This window comes from Mycobacterium neglectum (assembly GCF_002591975.1).
Lineage (GTDB): Bacteria > Actinomycetota > Actinomycetes > Mycobacteriales > Mycobacteriaceae > Mycobacterium > Mycobacterium neglectum.
Map to the genome: position 1 here is coordinate 22,837 of NZ_NVQE01000030.1, position 15,321 is coordinate 38,157.

The 15,321-nt window shown below is 66.2% G+C and carries 19 protein-coding genes and 1 other RNA gene; 11 read left to right on the forward strand and 9 right to left on the reverse strand.

All coding sequences use genetic code 11. The features are described from left to right. Nucleotides 1-22: 22 nt before the first annotated feature. Complete coding sequence (locus tag CSQ99_RS21240) at nt 23-505, forward strand: SRPBCC family protein (RefSeq protein ID WP_099040977.1); 483 nt, start codon at nt 23-25, stop codon at nt 503-505. Here the strand turns inward: CSQ99_RS21240 and CSQ99_RS21245 are convergent. Further along, nucleotides 488-1,063, reverse strand: a complete 576-nt coding sequence (locus tag CSQ99_RS21245) for a helix-turn-helix domain-containing protein (protein WP_099040978.1) — start codon at nt 1,061-1,063, stop codon at nt 488-490. The genes CSQ99_RS21240 and CSQ99_RS21245 overlap by 18 nt on opposite strands. A gap of 46 nt (nt 1,064-1,109) precedes the next feature. On the opposite strand from CSQ99_RS21245, the gene CSQ99_RS21250 reads away from it, so the two are divergent. Then, complete coding sequence (locus CSQ99_RS21250; protein WP_099040979.1) at nt 1,110-2,066, forward strand: NAD(P)/FAD-dependent oxidoreductase; 957 nt, start codon at nt 1,110-1,112, stop codon at nt 2,064-2,066. Then, on the forward strand, nt 2,023-2,688 hold the full coding sequence (locus tag CSQ99_RS21255) for a class I SAM-dependent methyltransferase (protein WP_099040980.1): 666 nt from the start codon (nt 2,023-2,025) through the stop codon (nt 2,686-2,688). The genes CSQ99_RS21250 and CSQ99_RS21255 overlap by 44 nt, the downstream gene beginning before the upstream one ends. Here CSQ99_RS21255 and CSQ99_RS21260 read toward each other — a convergent pair. The 3 genes from CSQ99_RS21260 to CSQ99_RS21270 are packed head-to-tail and all read right to left on the reverse strand — an operon-like array spanning nt 2,685 to nt 4,174. After that, nucleotides 2,685-2,942, reverse strand: coding sequence for an Ada metal-binding domain-containing protein (locus tag CSQ99_RS21260; protein WP_099040981.1), 258 nt, complete (start codon nt 2,940-2,942; stop codon nt 2,685-2,687). The genes CSQ99_RS21255 and CSQ99_RS21260 overlap by 4 nt on opposite strands. Before the next feature lie 3 nt (nt 2,943-2,945). Beyond that, nucleotides 2,946-3,662 carry a 2OG-Fe(II) oxygenase gene (locus CSQ99_RS21265; protein WP_099040982.1) on the reverse strand — a complete coding sequence of 239 codons (717 nt, stop codon included), beginning with the start codon at nt 3,660-3,662 and terminating at the stop codon, nt 2,946-2,948. Beyond that, nucleotides 3,662-4,174: a methylated-DNA--[protein]-cysteine S-methyltransferase gene (locus tag CSQ99_RS21270; protein ID WP_099040983.1), complete on the reverse strand. Its 513-nt coding sequence runs from the start codon at nt 4,172-4,174 to the stop codon at nt 3,662-3,664. Before CSQ99_RS21270 ends, CSQ99_RS21265 begins: the two co-directional genes overlap by 1 nt. A 125-nt stretch (nt 4,175-4,299) precedes the next feature. On the opposite strand from CSQ99_RS21270, the gene CSQ99_RS21275 reads away from it, so the two are divergent. After that, entirely contained in the window at nt 4,300-5,688 is a 1,389-nt protein-coding gene (locus tag CSQ99_RS21275) for a DUF222 domain-containing protein (RefSeq protein WP_099040984.1), read from the forward strand. Here the strand turns inward: CSQ99_RS21275 and CSQ99_RS21280 are convergent. The 3 genes from CSQ99_RS21280 to CSQ99_RS21290 are packed head-to-tail and all read right to left on the reverse strand — an operon-like array spanning nt 5,685 to nt 7,104. Further along, nucleotides 5,685-6,200 carry a methyltransferase family protein gene (locus CSQ99_RS21280; RefSeq protein ID WP_099040985.1) on the reverse strand — a complete coding sequence of 172 codons (516 nt, stop codon included), beginning with the start codon at nt 6,198-6,200 and terminating at the stop codon, nt 5,685-5,687. The two genes, CSQ99_RS21275 and CSQ99_RS21280, sit on opposite strands and share 4 nt — an antisense overlap. Further along, nucleotides 6,201-6,638: a VOC family protein gene (locus CSQ99_RS21285; RefSeq protein WP_099040986.1), complete on the reverse strand. Its 438-nt coding sequence runs from the start codon at nt 6,636-6,638 to the stop codon at nt 6,201-6,203. Nucleotides 6,639-6,648: 10 nt separating this feature from the next. Then, on the reverse strand, nt 6,649-7,104 hold the full coding sequence (locus CSQ99_RS21290; RefSeq protein WP_099040987.1) for a helix-turn-helix transcriptional regulator: 456 nt from the start codon (nt 7,102-7,104) through the stop codon (nt 6,649-6,651). A 21-nt stretch (nt 7,105-7,125) separates the two neighbouring features. Between CSQ99_RS21290 and rnpB the strand changes: the two genes are divergently transcribed. The 3 genes from rnpB (at nt 7,126) to CSQ99_RS21305 (ending at nt 8,502) form a co-directional block, all read left to right on the forward strand. After that, nucleotides 7,126-7,539, forward strand: an RNA gene (gene rnpB, locus CSQ99_RS21295) — RNase P RNA component class A. Nucleotides 7,540-7,606: 67 nt separating this feature from the next. Next, entirely contained in the window at nt 7,607-8,278 is a 672-nt protein-coding gene (locus tag CSQ99_RS21300) for a GntR family transcriptional regulator (protein WP_099040988.1), read from the forward strand. Further along, nucleotides 8,275-8,502 carry a sigma factor-like helix-turn-helix DNA-binding protein gene (locus CSQ99_RS21305; RefSeq protein ID WP_099040989.1) on the forward strand — a complete coding sequence of 76 codons (228 nt, stop codon included), beginning with the start codon at nt 8,275-8,277 and terminating at the stop codon, nt 8,500-8,502. The genes CSQ99_RS21300 and CSQ99_RS21305 overlap by 4 nt, the downstream gene beginning before the upstream one ends. Here CSQ99_RS21305 and CSQ99_RS21310 read toward each other — a convergent pair. Beyond that, nucleotides 8,482-9,978 carry a CYTH and CHAD domain-containing protein gene (locus tag CSQ99_RS21310; RefSeq protein WP_099040990.1) on the reverse strand — a complete coding sequence of 499 codons (1,497 nt, stop codon included), beginning with the start codon at nt 9,976-9,978 and terminating at the stop codon, nt 8,482-8,484. The genes CSQ99_RS21305 and CSQ99_RS21310 overlap by 21 nt on opposite strands. Before the next feature lie 85 nt (nt 9,979-10,063). On the opposite strand from CSQ99_RS21310, the gene CSQ99_RS21315 reads away from it, so the two are divergent. Beyond that, a complete protein-coding gene (locus CSQ99_RS21315; protein WP_099040991.1) occupies nt 10,064-10,843 on the forward strand; it encodes an enoyl-CoA hydratase/isomerase family protein in 780 nt (259 codons plus the stop codon). Nucleotides 10,844-10,850: 7 nt separating this feature from the next. Here CSQ99_RS21315 and panB read toward each other — a convergent pair whose 3' ends face one another. Beyond that, on the reverse strand, nt 10,851-11,714 hold the full coding sequence (gene panB, locus CSQ99_RS21320; RefSeq protein WP_099040992.1) for a 3-methyl-2-oxobutanoate hydroxymethyltransferase: 864 nt from the start codon (nt 11,712-11,714) through the stop codon (nt 10,851-10,853). A 158-nt stretch (nt 11,715-11,872) separates the two neighbouring features. On the opposite strand from panB, the gene CSQ99_RS21325 reads away from it, so the two are divergent. Genes CSQ99_RS21325 through CSQ99_RS21335 form a run of 3 tightly spaced genes read left to right on the forward strand, consistent with a single transcriptional unit; the run spans nt 11,873 to nt 15,273 of the window. Further along, entirely contained in the window at nt 11,873-13,264 is a 1,392-nt protein-coding gene (locus CSQ99_RS21325) for a WS/DGAT/MGAT family O-acyltransferase (RefSeq protein WP_099040993.1), read from the forward strand. A 57-nt stretch (nt 13,265-13,321) separates the two neighbouring features. Next, nucleotides 13,322-14,836: an alpha/beta hydrolase gene (locus tag CSQ99_RS21330; RefSeq protein WP_218014607.1), complete on the forward strand. Its 1,515-nt coding sequence runs from the start codon at nt 13,322-13,324 to the stop codon at nt 14,834-14,836. Further along, nucleotides 14,827-15,273, forward strand: coding sequence for a GNAT family N-acetyltransferase (locus CSQ99_RS21335; protein WP_099040994.1), 447 nt, complete (start codon nt 14,827-14,829; stop codon nt 15,271-15,273). The genes CSQ99_RS21330 and CSQ99_RS21335 overlap by 10 nt, the downstream gene beginning before the upstream one ends. Nucleotides 15,274-15,321: the final 48 nt, after the last annotated feature.

The following is a 15,321-nucleotide window of genomic DNA, read 5'->3' on the forward strand; positions in this document are numbered from 1 at the left end:
GCCGCCGTCGGTCGGTACCAGCATGACCGACGAAACCATGAAATCGACCCGCACTATAGCTGCGCCGGTCGGAACCGTATTCGATGTGCTGGCCGACCCGACCACCCATCAGGCGATCGACGGCACCGGTTGGGTGCGGGAATCGCTCGACGGCAAGCGGCTGACCGACGTCGGCCAGGTCTTCCGGATGGCGATGTACCACGAGAACTTCGGGGGCATGCATTACGAGATTGCCAACCGGGTCGAGGTCTTCGCACCGCCGCACGCGATTGCGTGGCTGCCGGGCCAGGGCACTGACGATGCCAACCTCGACTTCGGCGGCTGGATCTGGCGCTACGACCTCGAGTCGGTTGACGACGACCGGACGGAGGTCACGCTGACGTATGACTGGTCGGCGGTGCCGCAGGCCATTCGCGAGAACATCGGGTTCCCCCCGTTCGACCGGCAGCATCTGGACAACTCACTCAAGCACCTCGCCGAGCTGGCACTAGCCGTGCAGATGTAGCCGTTCGCCGTGCACGCCGAATATCGTGATCGCCTCCGCCGGGCCATCGACCACGCCGAACCAGTGCGGTGTCCACGTCGAGAACTCAACGGCCTCACCGGGTTTGACGGTGAAGTCTCGGTCTCCGAGGATAAGTCGAACCTGCCCCGACAGGATGTACATCCACTCCTGGCCCTCGTGGACCGGTAGTTCGGCAGGCGGCGTACGGCGGCGGGCACTGATCCGGATTTTGTACGCGTGCAGGCCGCCTGCCGCCGCCTGGCGCGTCAGTGGCCAGTAGGTGATTCCATGGCTGGTGTGCGAGCTTGCCCGTACGCGTGGGTCTTCCGCCTCGGGCGCGCGAAGCAGTTCATCGGTGCTCACCGAGAGCGCGGAAGCGAGGCGGGGGAGATGGTCGAGTGCAAGCCGCCGCTTACCGGACTCGAGACGGCTCAGTGTCGACACGTCGATGCTCGATCGCCCCGCAACCTCTTCGAGGGTGAGGCCACGCTGCATCCGTAAGTCGCGGAGGCGACGCCGCACCCGGACGTCAACGCTGTCCTCCTCATTTGCCTGCATGGCAAGAAAGCTTGGCACTTTTGATTCGCGCCTGCAAGGTGGAGGCATGGACATCACGTGGGATTGCATCATCGTCGGAGGCGGTGCGGCCGGGCTGAGCGCAGGACTGGTGCTCGGGCGGGCGCGACGGCGAACTCTGCTGGTCGACGCCGGGGCGCAGAGCAATCTCGCTGCGCACGGCATCGGTGGCTTACTCGGGCACGACGGCCGCAACCCGGCCGAGCTCTACGACATGGGGCGCCGCGAGCTGTCGGTGTATCCGAGCGTGGAGGTACGTGCCGGCGAGGTCGTGTCCGGTCAACGGTCGGACGGCGGGTTCGTCCTGGAACTCGCCGACGGCAGGCGTGAGCGCACGCGACGGGTGCTGCTCGCCACCGGCATGGACTACCGCCCGCCGGCGCTGCCCGGACTTGACCGACTGTGGGGCGGATCGGCGTTCCATTGCCCGTTCTGTCACGGCTGGGAGATGCGGGACCAGCCGTTGGCCGTCCTGGCGCACGGTCAGCGTGCGGTGCATTCGGCGCTGCTGCTGCGCGGCTGGAGTGACGACATCGTCGTGCTGACGGACGGACCCGACGACATGGAGGACGACGACCGCACCCGGCTGGCCGCGGCGGGGATCGCCGTCGACCAGCGGAGCGTGGCCGAACTCGCCTCCGACAACGGCCAACTGACCGCCGTGGTGTTCACCGACGGAACCCGGCTGGCGCGCGCCGGTGTACTCGTGGCGACCACACTTCATCAGCGGTCGTCGTTAGCCGATCAGCTCGGAGCCGAGGCCGCCGAACCGACGCCGGTCGCCGAGAACCCGATCGCGGTGGACGGCTTCTATCGGACGACGGTAGCGGGAGTTTTTGCCGCAGGCGACCTGAGCGTGCAGATGCCACAGGTGGCCACGGCGATCGCGAGCGGTTCGCACGCGGCCGCCGCGGTGGTGCAGAGTCTGATGGCCGACGAGTATGGTCTGGCCGTTCCTGAAGGGAGACATCGTGTCGACGCCTGATGCCAAAGAACATTGGGAGCAGCACTACGGCGAACGTGACCGGGTGTGGAGCGGACGGGTCAATGTCCGCCTCGCCGAGGTGGTCCCCGGACTGCCGATCGGGCGGGCGCTCGACCTCGGCTGCGGCGAGGGAGCGGACTCGGTGTGGTTGGCAGACCGCGGCTGGCATGTCGTCGCAGTGGACATCTCGGATACCGCTCTACAGCGCGCCCGCTCGGCAGCCGAGGCGCGCGGCGTGCTGGACCGGATCGACTTCCAGCAACACGACCTGTCGGAGACCTTTCCGGACGGCGAATTCGACCTGGTGAGTGCCCACTTCTTCCATTCCACTCTGCCGCTGGACCGCACCCGCGTATTCGTCCGGGCAGCTGAGGCGCTGAAACCGGGCGGCACGCTGCTCATCGTGGACCACAGCGAGCCTCCGCCGGGGGACTCGAAGCTGGACCACCACCGCCACATGTTCCTGAGTCCGGAGGAGGTTGTCGCGGCGCTGAGTCTTCCGGAAGCGGAATGGGAGCCGCCACAGACGAAAGTGGTCGAGCGAGAGGTGACCTGGCCCGACAGGGAGCCCTTCATCTGGCATGACAACGTGATCGTGCTGCGGCGTCGCAGTTCCGCCTAGGGCCCGCCGGCTTTCCACTCGAGGTAGCGGTCCGGCAGGCACCGCGCGCAGGGCCGGTAGCCAGCCGCGACTGCGGTCGATTCGTCGGCGAAGAAGACGCGATGCCTGACGTAGCCGCCGTTGTCGATCGCCCGCTGCGCTGAGGGGCAGTCCAGGCGCCCGTAGATCCGGGCGACGCGGTGGCCGCCGAGAGTGCCCGGGCGTGACGATGCACACTGCGCGCCGTTTGGACCAATCAGCCTGAAGCGCTGCATCTCTCACGCCGCGTCATGAAACACCAGGCCGAGCGTGAACCGCCGGCCGGATCGGACCGTGGACACGCCGTGGCGGACCGGCGACGCCGACCACCCGCGCGTCGATCGCACTGGCCGCTCCCGGGTGGTGAATGCGAAGCCGTGCCCGCGTGGCAGCAGCGTGGATGTGCCACGCGACTGGGCCCGGGGCCGTTGTTCGACGAGCAGGAATTCACCGCCGGTATGGTCGACGCCCGGCTCGCTGAGGTTGATGACGACCTGCAGCGGAAACACCAACTCGCCGTAGAGATCTCGATGGAGCGCATTCCAATCACCTGCACCGTACTTGAGCAGTATCGCGGTCGACCTCTCTTGGCCGGCGGCGTGACACATGTCGAGCCACTCGTCGAGGGTGTCCGGCCATGGCGACTGCCTGCCGAGCTTGGCCCACCAGTCGCGTGCAATGGGTAGCAGCCGGGGATAGAGCGACTGCTTGAGCGCCTCGATCGGCTCGGGATAGGGCTGATGGAAGTATCGGTACTCGCCGTCGCCGAAGCGGTATCGACGCATATCGATGGTCGCGCGGAACATGCGGTCGTCGGGGTACAGACGCTGGATCGCATCGGCCTCGTCATCGGTGAGCAGCCTCGGCAGCATTGCACCTCCGAAGTCGTTGAGCTCAGCGGTGATTGCGTCCCAGTCGCCGGCGTCGACACGCGTCCGCCACGTGGTCTCAGGCATCAGAACAGCCTCGCCGCCTTCACCTCGGCGGGTTCTTCGAGTTCGAGCAGGAACTGCTTGCGTTTCAGTCCGCCCGCATAGCCGGTGAGTTGACCATTGCTTCCGACGACGCGGTGGCACGGAACGACGATGCACAGCGGGTTGCGGCCGACGGCCTGGCCGACCTGGAGCGCTGTCGTTCCGTCGGCCAGTGCGGCAGCGAGTTCTCTGTAGGTGACCGTGCCGCCGTAGGGGATGGCGGACAGCATTTTCCAGATCCGCAGTTGCCGCTGGTCGCCGTGGGGGCTGATCGGCAGGTCGAAGTCGTGGCGCTCGCGGGCGAGGTAGTCCGCCAGCTGGGCGCTCGCTTCGGTGAAGACGGTGTCCGAATGCGCGTCGACCCGAGGGCCGAACGTGGACTGCTCCGGCCGACGCCAGTGATGCCGGAAGTAGAGGCCGGTGAGCGCGTTGGCGTCGGCGACCAGGGTGAGTTCGCCCAGGCGGCTGTCGATGACGCAGTGTCGGGTGTTCATACCTTGTAGACGACGGCAGTTGGCGAGACGTGAGATGAGCGCGGGTTATCCACAATCGGGGATTCATCCACAGGTCGCGGTTGAACTGGTGCTTTACCCACAGCGTCGCGAGTACTGTCGAAAATATGTTCGAATCGGATGAAGGCTTGCTTAACGCGATGCGCGATGCGCAGCGCGACGAGCGGGCTTCAGCCGCGAGCAAAGTGATCGCGGCGGGCCGGTTCTTCCTGCGGCGACGAGCTGCTCTGGGTGGCACCCACGACAACTGGTGTGTCGATGATTGGGACGTCATTGCAGCCGAGGTCGCCGCGGAACTCGGGGTCAGCCGTGGGCGGGCGTCGTCGTGGATGGATTACGGACAAGTCCTCGTCGAGCGCCTGCCTCTGCTGGCTGAGGTGTTCGCGGCCGGGTGCATCGACTTCCGCGTTATCAGGATCGCCGCGTTTCGCACCGCGCTGCTCACCGACGAGCAGGCGATCGCCGCGATCGACGAGATGCTGGCCCACACGACGCCGGGCTGGAACACGTTCTCCGACAAGCGGGTGGCCCAGTTGGTCGACTGGATGGTGCTCGATCTGGATCCCGACGCGCTGCGGGTGGCCAAGCAGCGCGACGACGACCGCCATATCGAGGTGACCGCCGACCACTCCGGGACAGCCGAGATCTGGGGCAGGGTGCGCGTGACCGACGGCGCAGCGTTCGACATGAAGCTCGACGAGCTTGCGGCCACCGTGTGCCGCGATGATCCGCGCACCAAACGGCAACGCCGTGCCGATGCGTTGACGGCGCTGGTTGGCGGCGACGCCGCGATGCGGTGCGTGTGCGAATCCGAGCAATGCCCCGCCGCCGGGAACGGCTCCCACTCGTCGGCGGTGGTCGTTCATGTGCTCGCCGAGACTGCGACTGTCGAAGGCCGCGGTACGAGGGCCGGGTTTGTGCCGGGTTATGGTCCGCTGCCGCCGGAAACAGTGCGCGAAGTCGCCAAGGCCGCGCGTCAGAAGGCTGTTCACGTCCCGAAGGATGCGTCGGCTGAACCGCAGTACCGGCCGTCGGCTGCGCTTGCGCAGTTCGTCCGCAGTCGAGACCTGACGTGTCGCTGGATGGGCTGCGACAAGCCGGCGTGGCAGACCGATATCGACCACACCGCGCCCTATCCACTGGGGCCCACGCATCCGTCGAACAACAGCTGCTTCTGCCGGTTTCATCACCTGCTCAAGACGTTTCACTGCGGTCTGGGTGGATGGCAGGTCAGCCAACGGCCCGACGGCACGATGGTCTTCACCACACCGAGCGGTCGGGTGCACACCACAGAGCCGTTGGGAGCGATGCTCTTTCCGCAACTCGCCGTGCCCACCGGGAACCTCGAGCCGGCCGACGAGCCGCTGCCCGGTCCGGACCGCGGTGTGGCGATGCCGAAACGAAAACGCACCCGCGTTCAGGACCGCGCTGACCGAATCGCGTGGGAACGCGGCGTCAACCGGGCCCGCTATGCGGCTAACCCACCGCCCTTCTAGGTTGATGTATCCGCCGTCGACTGAGGTTTCCACGGCGTGAGGCGCGGAGTCCATCCAGGCACATTGCGGCGATACTCCTCGTACTGCTCGCCGTAGGTGCGCACCAGCGTGGGCTCTTCGTACCAGTGCACGAACGATGCGGTGGCGATCCACCCGATCACCGCATAGACCATGAGCGCCAGGCTGTCGAAGAGCAGCGCCTGCCCGAGAATCGCGGTCAACAGCCCGACATACATGGGGTTGCGAACAAATCGATTGAATCCCGTGACGACGAGCCGCTCGGTCGGCGCAACGGGCATCGGCGTTCCACCCGCCTTGGCGAACTGGATGAACGCGTGGATCGGTGGGATCAGGCCCGCGACGACGAACAGCGCTCCCAGCGCCAAACGTAGCGGCGGGCTGGACTCGGGGATCTCCCATCGGGTGATCAGCCACGGGCCCAGCCCGACGAACGTGCCGGGTGCCACGACGAAGAAGGCCGCAGAGCCGAGCGCCGCGGAGGTGGTTCGCACTTAGACAGTATTGGCGGGCGGCGGCGCCAATTGGGTGAGTCGCACACTATTTCCCGAAGGATCACGAAATCCGGAGTCGATGCCGTACGGCATCTGATGTGGTGGTTCGGTGAATTCGACGCCGCGCGCCGTCATGTCGTCGTAGTCGGACTGGATGTCTTCGGTCGTGAGGAAGACCGTGCCGGCGAAGCCCTTGGCGGTGAGTTCTTGTACCTGTTTGCGTGTCACCGCATCCATCACAGGTTCGCCGGGAATCGCCATCAACACGATCGACACGTCATCCTGACCCGGCGGACCGACCGTCAACCACCGGAACGTGTTGTCCAGATCGGGGAGCGAAACATCTTGCCGCACTTCCATTCCGACGTTCTCGGTCCAGAACTTCAGTGCGACGTCCTGGTCGTGTACCCATAGGTGGGCGCTTGCAACTTTGATCATGCGCACGACGCTACGGTCGGCTGCTGCCGCCCGTCTTCTCCCCACGTGCTGTCTTGCGGACGCGACTGTCGGCGGGCGGTCGGGTGTCGCGCGCCAGGATGCAACTCGGCACGCGTGCGTAGATCGCGGCCGGCGGCATGCTCGCCCGGTAGGTCGCGGGCGGCATGCCGTACACCCGCGAGAAGGTGGTGGTGAACGAACCCACGCTCTGCAGGCCGACCATCACGCAGATGTCGGCCACCGAGCGGTCGGTGTGACGGAGCAGCGATGCGGCGCGCTCCAAACGCCTCGTCTGCAGATACGCCCGTGGCGATTCGCCGAACGTCCGCGTGAACATCCGGCTGAAATGTGCCCGCGACAGCCCGGCCGCGGCGGCGAGGTCGTCGACGGTGATGGGCTCCGCGTAGCGCGCGTCGACCAGATCCTTGGCCCGCAGGAGATAACGGGCCGGCGGCACCTGGGACATGGGCTAAGTTTATTGCGCGGATGAGTTGGCCGGGCGGCCGCGGATCATCACCAGATGATTCGAGGAAAGTCCGGACTTCGCAGAGCAGGGTGATTGCTAACGGCAATCCGAGGTGACTCGCGGGAAAGTGCCACAGAAAACAGACCGCCACCATCGTGCCTTCGGGCACGGCGGTGGTAAGGGTGAAACGGTGCGGTAAGAGCGCACCAGCATTCCGGGTGACCGGAGTGGCTAGGCAAACCCCACCCGAAGCAAGGCCAAGAAGGCCGCACCTGGTGCGGCCGCGCAGGCGTTTGAGGGCTGCTCGCCCGAGCCAGCGGGTAGGCCGCTCGAGGCACCCGGCAACGGTGTGTCCAGATGGATGGTCGCCGCCTCACCGCCGCGATTACTCGCGGCGGTGCGGAACAGAATCCGGCTTACAGGCCAACTCATCCCATCTTTACGGTTCCTCACAGCCGACGCCTGTATACAAGAATTCAAGATCGTAGACAGGATGTAGTCCATGGCATTCGAAAGTTCGGCCGCACGCATTTCCTCCCAGTTGAGGACCGAGATCCTGCACGGCGACGTCGCGCCCGGCTCCAAGCTCGCCCAGGTCGGCCTCGCCGAGCGCTTCGGCGTCAGCCGGATCCCCGTGCGCGACGCGCTGGCGATCCTGGCCGGCGAAGGTCTGGTACAGCCGCTGTCCAACGCCACCGCGATCGTCACCCGCATGTCGGTCGAAGAACTGCAGGAGCTGTACGAGCTCCGGCTATCGATCGAGCCGAGGACCACCGGGATCGCCGTACCCAACGTCGGTCGCGCCGACGTCCTCTACATGCGAAAGCAGCTGGCGGTCATGTCCGAGCCCATCGACGCGCGGACGTGGTTGGCGGCGAACACCGAGTTCCACGCAGCGGTCTACCGCCGGGCCAACCGCCCGCGCACGATCGAATTGATCGAGCAGTTGCGCCGCCTGACCGACCGGTACGTGTTCTTGCATCTCGAGGTGATCGGCCAGACCGGGCACATCGGGTCCGAGCACGGCGACATTCTGGCCGCCGTCGAAGCCGGCGATGCGGCCACCACCGCGCGCCTCACCAGCGAGCATCTCGCCAAGGCGCATGACCACATCCTCGATTACCTCGTCGACCATCCGTCTGTGCTGGACCCACACGCGGTGTTCTCGCCATGACCGGCCGCACGCCAATTCGACAGGCCATGGCGCTGCTGTCGACTCCGCACCGCGCGGTCATCTACCGGGCGTATTACCTCGATCGCAGCACGGCGCAGATCGCCGCCGAATACCGAATCACCGAATGCGCAGTGCGCGCCGAACTGCACGACGCAATGAAAGCGTTGCAGCGCATCGTTGCTTCGACCGGTCCGGCCGGGCGATCAGAGTTCCTTGCGCACTGACTTGTCCAGCTTCTTGAGCGCGGACTCGAGCTGGTCGCGGGACCGCTGCGCCAGGTCGTCCTCGAGCTGATAGAGCAGTCCGTAGGTGAAGGTGTCCTCACCGAAGGCGTGCGCTTCCTCGGCCTGCCTGCTCAGGTGGGTTCGGCTCACCACGCTGTCCTGGTGATCGCCCAACAATGACTGGATCGTCTTGGCGCGAGATGACACATCGTCGGCACCTGTCGCGGCGGCAGTGTATCGAAGCCTCTTGGCGCCCTTGCGGATTCGGTGCAGCGCCTCATCCTTGCCCGCTTCCTCGGCTCCCGCCGCCGCCTTCGCGGCCTTGCGGATCTTCTTGTATGCCGACTCGATGGTCACCGGACCGCGTTCCTCCTCTCCGGGCAGGGCAGGCGGCGGTTCGATGGTGACGAGTCCATCCAGCGCGTCCAACAGCCGGAAGTAGCGCTCCGAACGCATGGCGATCAGCGAGCGTCTATGGCCCGACGCATAACGGCGCTTGGCCCCGTCGACCAGCCGTTCCCAGACGGGGCCGCGAACCAGTTCGACGGGCAGAGCCTCGAGCGCTTTCTCGTACCGTTCGGCGAGCACCTCCGCGTCGCGGGCGACCCCCAGCACGGCGGCCAGCTGCCGCAACTCATCGAGGACCCACGCGTCGTCGGAGATTCCGAACGCGTCTTCCGACGACTGCAGCAGACTGCGGATCTTGCGGGTCGTCACCCGCATCTGGTGCACCGAGTCATACGCGTCGACGCGAACGGCGCGGTCCCACACGAGCAGTTCCTCGACCTGCTCGGCGACCGCTCGGTGGATGGGGTCGTCCGGTGGTTCAGGTGCTTCCGGCGTCGATTCCTCGTCGAGCACCCTGGCCAGCTTGGAACCGTGGCCGGCGGGCACTGCGCCGGCGTCGAGAAGCCGATTGGCGAGCCGCTCCAGCAGGTCGCGATCGCCGCCCTGCGCCAGCTCGAGTTCCCATTCGCGCCACTGTTGCTCCGCGCCGTCCGGCCCGGCCTGGGCGGTGACCTGGTCATCGCAGAATTCGGCAAGGGGGGTGCCGTCCGCCGCGCACAAAACGTCGACGGTGCGGCTGGTCGAAATGCGCGCAACCGGCGACAGCGGGCGGTCCCGGACGATGGCCAACACGATGTCGCGCAGGGCCTCCGGCACTTCCTCGTCGGCGGAGTCGGCAGAGTCGCCAGCGGAGCCAAGGGGCTCGCGTACCTCGGTACGCGCATCGGGTCCGGCGGGCAGCTTCAAATGCCACCCGGCGTCGGACCCGCCGGTGCGCCTGCGCAACGTCACCTTGCGGGCCGCCAGATCACGGCCGGGGGTGTCGAAGTAGACGGCGTCAAGCTGTTGTGAAGGGGAGCGCTCCACCCGGGATACCGCCGACAATCCATCGAACGACGGCGAAACCGTCGATTCGACGATGTCGAACTTCCGCTCGACCTCCAAGTACTGCGAACTGGATTTGCCCATGGTGCGGGCAAGACTGCCATATGCAGGTGAACGAGCTGGCCGGGGGAGCGCTCGAACCGCTGGGAGGCGGCGATAAAGTCCAGGGGTGACCGACTACGACACGATCAAGTTCGAGCCGTCCGGTGCCATCACCCGGATCACCCTGAACCGGCCCGACGCAGCAAACGGGATGAACGACACCATGACTCGGGAGCTCGCAGACGCCGCGCGGCGCTGCGACACGGCGGCGACGAAGGTCGTCGTGCTCACCGGGTCGGGCCGCTTCTTCTGCGCCGGAGGCGATCTGAAGTCATTCGCACCTGCCCCCGACCGTGGACTGCACATCAAGGGCGTTGCCAACGAGCTGCATCGCGCGATCTCGAGCTTCTCGCGGATGGACGCCGTGCTCATCACCGCGGTCAACGGCACCGCGGCCGGAGCGGGCTTCTCGATCGCGGTGACGGGCGATCTGGTGCTCGCCGCGGAGTCGGCGTCGTTCACGATGGCCTACACCAAAGTGGGGCTCTCGCCGGACGGTAGTTCGTCCTATTTCCTGCCGCGGCTCATCGGCATCACCAAGACCAAGGAGCTGATGCTGACCAACCGGACCCTCTCGGCGCAGGAGGCCTCGCAGTGGGGCCTCGTCACGGAGGTCGTGGCTGACGATCAGCTGGCCGCACGTGCAGATGCATTGGCCGAGAAGATGGCGGCCACCTGTGCCGGATCCAACGGCAGCGTGAAGGCACTGATGATGTCGACGTTCAGCAGCGGTCTCGAGGAGCAGATGGAATTCGAGAGCCGGTTGATCGCCGACCGCGCCAACTCCGCCGACGGCCGCGAAGGCGTCGATGCCTTCATGGCCAAGCGGAAGCCCGAGTTCTCCTAGAGCCAGCTCAGAACGAGTGCTCTTCGGCGGGGAATGTCCCGCTGGCCACCTCGTTGGCGTACTGCGTTGCAGCGCGGCTCAATTCAGCGCCGACATCACCGAACCGCTTGACGAACTTGGCGGTCTTGCCGCTCGTCATGCCGGCCATGTCCTGCCACACCAACACCTGCGCATCGCAGCTGGGGCCGGCACCGATGCCGACGGTCGGGATGGTCAGCTTGCCGGTGATCTGAGTGGCCAATTCTGCGGGCACCATCTCGAGCACCACAGCGATCGCGCCGGCTTCCTGCACGGCGATCGCGTCGTGGACGGTCTGCTCGGCGGCGTCGCCGCGGCCCTGGACCCGGAAGCCGCCCAGTCCGTTGACGCTCTGCGGAGTGAACCCGATATGGGCCATCACCGGGATGCCGGCCTGGGTCAACGTCGCGATCTGATCGGCGACGCGCTCACCGCCCTCCAGCTTGACCGCGTGCGCGCCGGTCTCCTTCATGAACCGGGTCGCGGTTTCGAGCGCCTGCTGGGGCCCCGCCTCGTAACTGCCGAACGGCAGGTCGGCGACCACCAGAGCGTGCGGCGCACCGCGGACGACGCCGCGAACCAGCGGGATGAGTTCGTCGACGCTCACCGGCACCGTGGTGTCGTAGCCGTAGACCACATTGGCCGCCGAATCGCCGACGAGCAGCACGGGAATGCCGGCATCGTCGAAAACGCGGGCGCTGGAGTAGTCGTAGGCCGTCAGCATGGCCCACTTGTGGCCCTCGGCCTTCCACTTCTGCAGGTGAAGGGTGCGTGTTTTCGTCCGCGGTGCGGACAATTCGGCGGAGGTGCGCGGCTTTTCTTCGGCAGCACCGTAGACAGTCTGCTCAGACATCGTTGTCCCTCATGGGTTGGTCTGGTCGATCCTCGTGGCCCATCCGGGTCCCCGGGTTCGTCTGACCTCTCCAGTCTGCCACTTCGAGCGCCGAAAGTTAAAAGGCGCGTTGAGTGGATTTCCTCACAGTTGGCCCTGCCCCGCCTAACATCGGCGGGATGCAACGGTTAAGCGGGCTCGACGCCAGTTTCCTGTACCTCGAAACCGCCCAGCAGCCGCTGCACGTGTGCTCGATCCTCGAACTCGACACCTCGACCATGCCGGGCGGGTACACGTTCGATCGCTTCCGCGACGCATTCGACCTGCGGATCAAGGCGATGCCGCAGTTCCGCGAGAAGCTCGCCGACAGCCGGTTCAATCTGGACCATCCAGTGTGGGTGGAGGACAAGGATTTCGATGTCGACCGGCACCTGCACCGCATCGGCCTGCCGTCGCCGGGTGGCAGGCGCGAGTTGGCCGAGATCTGCGGGCACATCGCGTCGTTGTCGCTGGACCGCAGCCGGCCGCTGTGGGAGAAGTGGGTGATTGAGAACGTCGAAGGCACCGACCCACAGGCGGGCGGGCGCATCGTCGTGATGACCAAGGTCCATCACTCCGGTGTCGACGGTGTATCGGGGGCCAACCTGATGTCGCAGCTGTGCAGCACCGAAGCCGATGCCCCGCCGCCGGACCCGGTGGACGGCCCAGGTGATGCGAGCGAGCTGGAGATCGCGGTATCCGGCGCCGTCAAGTTCGCCACCCGCCCGCTGAAGCTGATCAATGCGCTGCCGTCGACCCTGTCGACTGTCGTGGATACCGCTCGGCGGGCGCGCGGTGGCACCGCCATGACCGCGCCGTTCGCCGCGCCGAAGACCGCATGGAACAACAACGTCACCGGCCACCGCAACGTGGCGTTCGCGCAACTCGACCTCGAGGACATCAAGACCGTGAAGAACCACTTCGGGGTCAAAGTCAACGACGTGGTGATGGCGCTGGTCTCCGGTGTGCTCCGCAAGTTCCTCAGTGACCGCGGCGAACTGCCGGAGAACTCGCTGGTCGCCATGGTGCCAGTGTCGGTTCACGACAAGTCGGACCGGCCCGGCCGCAACCAGGTCTCGGGCATGTTCTCCAAGTTGGAAACGAACATCGACGACCCGGCCGAGCGGTTGAAGTCCATCTCCGAATCGAATTCGGTTGCCAAACAACATAGTTCGGCGATCGGTGCGACCCTGCTGCAGGATTGGACACAGTTTGCGGCGCCTGCGGTCTTCGGTGTCGCGATGCGCGTCTACGCCGCGAGTCGGTTGAGTGGGGCCAGGCCGGTGCACAACCTCGTCATCTCCAACGTCCCCGGCCCACAGGTTCCGCTCTACTACCTGGGCTGCGAGGTGGACGCGATGTATCCGCTGGGGCCCATCTTCCACGGCTCCGGACTCAACATCACCGTGATGTCACTGGCCGGAAAGCTGAACGTCGGAATCGTGTCCTGCCCAGAGTTGCTGCCCGATCTATGGGACATGGCCGACGATTTCAAGGCCGCACTGGTCGAGCTGCTGAGCGCCACCAAATGAGCCACGCGATAGCCGCCTAGCCAGGGCCGATGTGTGGTCATGGCAGCATGTGGTCCCATGACCCTGAAGATCGGCGTCCAAGTGACGGCCTTGATGCTGTTGGTCGCCGGTTGCACCAATTTGGTGGAGGGCCGCGGCGTGGTCGCCGTACCCCCGCCGGGATCGCCGATCGTGTGGGGAGAGTGCGAGAACAGCGCCTCCGACGGTGAGCCTGCGCCCCTCGGTGCCGAGTGCGGGATGCTGTCGGTGCCCGTTGACTATGCCAAGCCCGACGGCGACGTCGCGAGGCTTGCGATGATCCGGTTCAAGGCGACCGGCGACAAGATCGGCTCCTTGATCGTCAACCCGGGCGGTCCGGGAGAGTCCGGTGTTCAGGCGGCGACGAGCATGCTGGGGATGTTGCCCGACTCGGTCCGTCAACGGTTCGATCTGGTGGGCTTTGATCCTCGTGGCGTGGCGAACTCCACGCCCGCGGTGTGGTGCAACTCCGACGCGGACAATGATCGGCTGCGGGCCGACCCGCAGGTCGACTACAGCCCCGAGGGTGTCGAGTACATCGAGAAGGAAACCAAGGAGTTCGTACAGCGCTGCGTGGACAAGATGGGCGACGAGTTCCTGGCCAACGTCGGAACCGCCAGCGTCGTCAAGGATCTCGACGCGATGCGCGCGGCCCTCGGCGACGAGAAGCTGAACTATCTGGGCTATTCGTACGGCACCCGGATCGGGGGGTTGTACGCGGAGGCCTATCCGGACAAGGTGCGGGCCATGATCCTCGACGGGGCCGTCGACCCCAACGCCGACCCGACCGAGGCCAACATCCGCCAGGCCAAGGCATTCCAGACCGCGTTCGACGACTACGCCGCCGACTGCGCCGCCAACGACCCGGAATGCCCGCTGGGCACCGATCCGGCGAAGGCGGTCGACATCTACCGCAGCATGGTCGACCCGCTGGTCGAAAATCCGCTCAAGACCAGGGATCCGCGCGGGCTGAGTTACTCCGACGCGGTGGTCGGCACGATCCTGCCGCTGTACTCGCCGAACCTGTGGCGCCACCTCACGCAGGCTCTCACCGAAATCAAGAATGGTGAGGGCGACACGATGCTGGCCCTGGCGGATCTCTACATGGGCCGCGACGAGGCGGGCCACTACAACAATTCGACCGACGTCCGGGTCGCGGTCAACTGTGTCGACAAGCCGGCGGTGACCGACCGCGCCAAGGTCGTCGAGGAAGACCGCCGGGCACGCGAGGCGGCGCCGTTCATGAGCTACGGCGAGTTCACCGGATACGCGCCACTGGCCACCTGCGCGTTCTGGCCGGTGCCGCCGACGACCGAGCCGCACGAGATCAAGGTCGACGGGCTGCCGCCGATCCTGGTGATATCGACGACCAACGACCCCGCCACACCGTACGAGGCGGGCGTCGACCTGGCCCGCCAGCTCGGCGGCACCCTGGTCACCTTCGTCGGGACCCAGCACACCGTCGGCTTCCAGGGTGAGGGCTGCGTCGACGACATCGCGGCCGCCTACCTGGTCGACCTCACAGTCCCACCCGAGGGCACCCGATGCGACTGACCATCGAAACGGTCACCGCTTCGGACCTTCCGGAACTGATGCCGATGATGCGCGGCTACTGCGAGTTCTATCGCGTGGATCCACCCGATGACCGCCTGCTGGCGCTGGCCAACGCGCTGATCGAGAACCCCGGCGAAGGGGTGCAACTGATCGCGCGCGGCGACGGAACGCCGTTGGGATTCGCGACGATCTACTGGAGCTGGCAGACCTTGTACGCCGCTCGGGTGGGCGTGCTCAACGACCTGTACGTGGAGTCGGCGGCCCGCGGCACGGGCACCGGGCGGGCCCTGATCGACCGCGGTCTTGCGCTGTGCCGCGCTCGCGGCGCCGAGAAGCTGGTTTGGGAGACGGCGCCTGACAACGCGACGGCGCAACGGCTCTACGACGGTATCGGCGCGGCGAAATCGAGCTGGCTGAGCTACGAACTCGACGCCTGAGCGCGGCCGGTTCGCGCCGCTGCGCGCTGATTGCAGCCGCCGTGTAAC

Bases quoted from the DNA above. Each gene is read 5' to 3' on its own strand.
- CSQ99_RS21240 (WP_099040977.1), top strand. From the start codon at position 23: ATGACCGACGAAACCATGAAATCGACCCGCACTATAGCTGCGCCGGTC.
- CSQ99_RS21245 (WP_099040978.1), bottom strand. From the start codon at position 1,063: ATGCAGGCAAATGAGGAGGACAGCGTTGACGTCCGGGTGCGGCGTCGC.
- CSQ99_RS21250 (WP_099040979.1), top strand. From the start codon at position 1,110: ATGGACATCACGTGGGATTGCATCATCGTCGGAGGCGGTGCGGCCGGG.
- CSQ99_RS21255 (WP_099040980.1), top strand. From the start codon at position 2,023: ATGGTCTGGCCGTTCCTGAAGGGAGACATCGTGTCGACGCCTGATGCC.
- CSQ99_RS21260 (WP_099040981.1), bottom strand. From the start codon at position 2,942: ATGCAGCGCTTCAGGCTGATTGGTCCAAACGGCGCGCAGTGTGCATCG.
- CSQ99_RS21265 (WP_099040982.1), bottom strand. From the start codon at position 3,662: ATGCCTGAGACCACGTGGCGGACGCGTGTCGACGCCGGCGACTGGGAC.
- CSQ99_RS21270 (WP_099040983.1), bottom strand. From the start codon at position 4,174: ATGAACACCCGACACTGCGTCATCGACAGCCGCCTGGGCGAACTCACC.
- CSQ99_RS21275 (WP_099040984.1), top strand. From the start codon at position 4,300: ATGTTCGAATCGGATGAAGGCTTGCTTAACGCGATGCGCGATGCGCAG.
- CSQ99_RS21285 (WP_099040986.1), bottom strand. From the start codon at position 6,638: ATGATCAAAGTTGCAAGCGCCCACCTATGGGTACACGACCAGGACGTC.
- CSQ99_RS21290 (WP_099040987.1), bottom strand. From the start codon at position 7,104: ATGTCCCAGGTGCCGCCGGCCCGTTATCTCCTGCGGGCCAAGGATCTG.
- CSQ99_RS21300 (WP_099040988.1), top strand. From the start codon at position 7,607: ATGGCATTCGAAAGTTCGGCCGCACGCATTTCCTCCCAGTTGAGGACC.
- CSQ99_RS21305 (WP_099040989.1), top strand. From the start codon at position 8,275: ATGACCGGCCGCACGCCAATTCGACAGGCCATGGCGCTGCTGTCGACT.
- CSQ99_RS21310 (WP_099040990.1), bottom strand. From the start codon at position 9,978: ATGGGCAAATCCAGTTCGCAGTACTTGGAGGTCGAGCGGAAGTTCGAC.
- panB (WP_099040992.1), bottom strand. From the start codon at position 11,714: ATGTCTGAGCAGACTGTCTACGGTGCTGCCGAAGAAAAGCCGCGCACC.
- CSQ99_RS21325 (WP_099040993.1), top strand. From the start codon at position 11,873: ATGCAACGGTTAAGCGGGCTCGACGCCAGTTTCCTGTACCTCGAAACC.
- CSQ99_RS21330 (WP_218014607.1), top strand. From the start codon at position 13,322: ATGACCCTGAAGATCGGCGTCCAAGTGACGGCCTTGATGCTGTTGGTC.
- CSQ99_RS21335 (WP_099040994.1), top strand. From the start codon at position 14,827: ATGCGACTGACCATCGAAACGGTCACCGCTTCGGACCTTCCGGAACTG.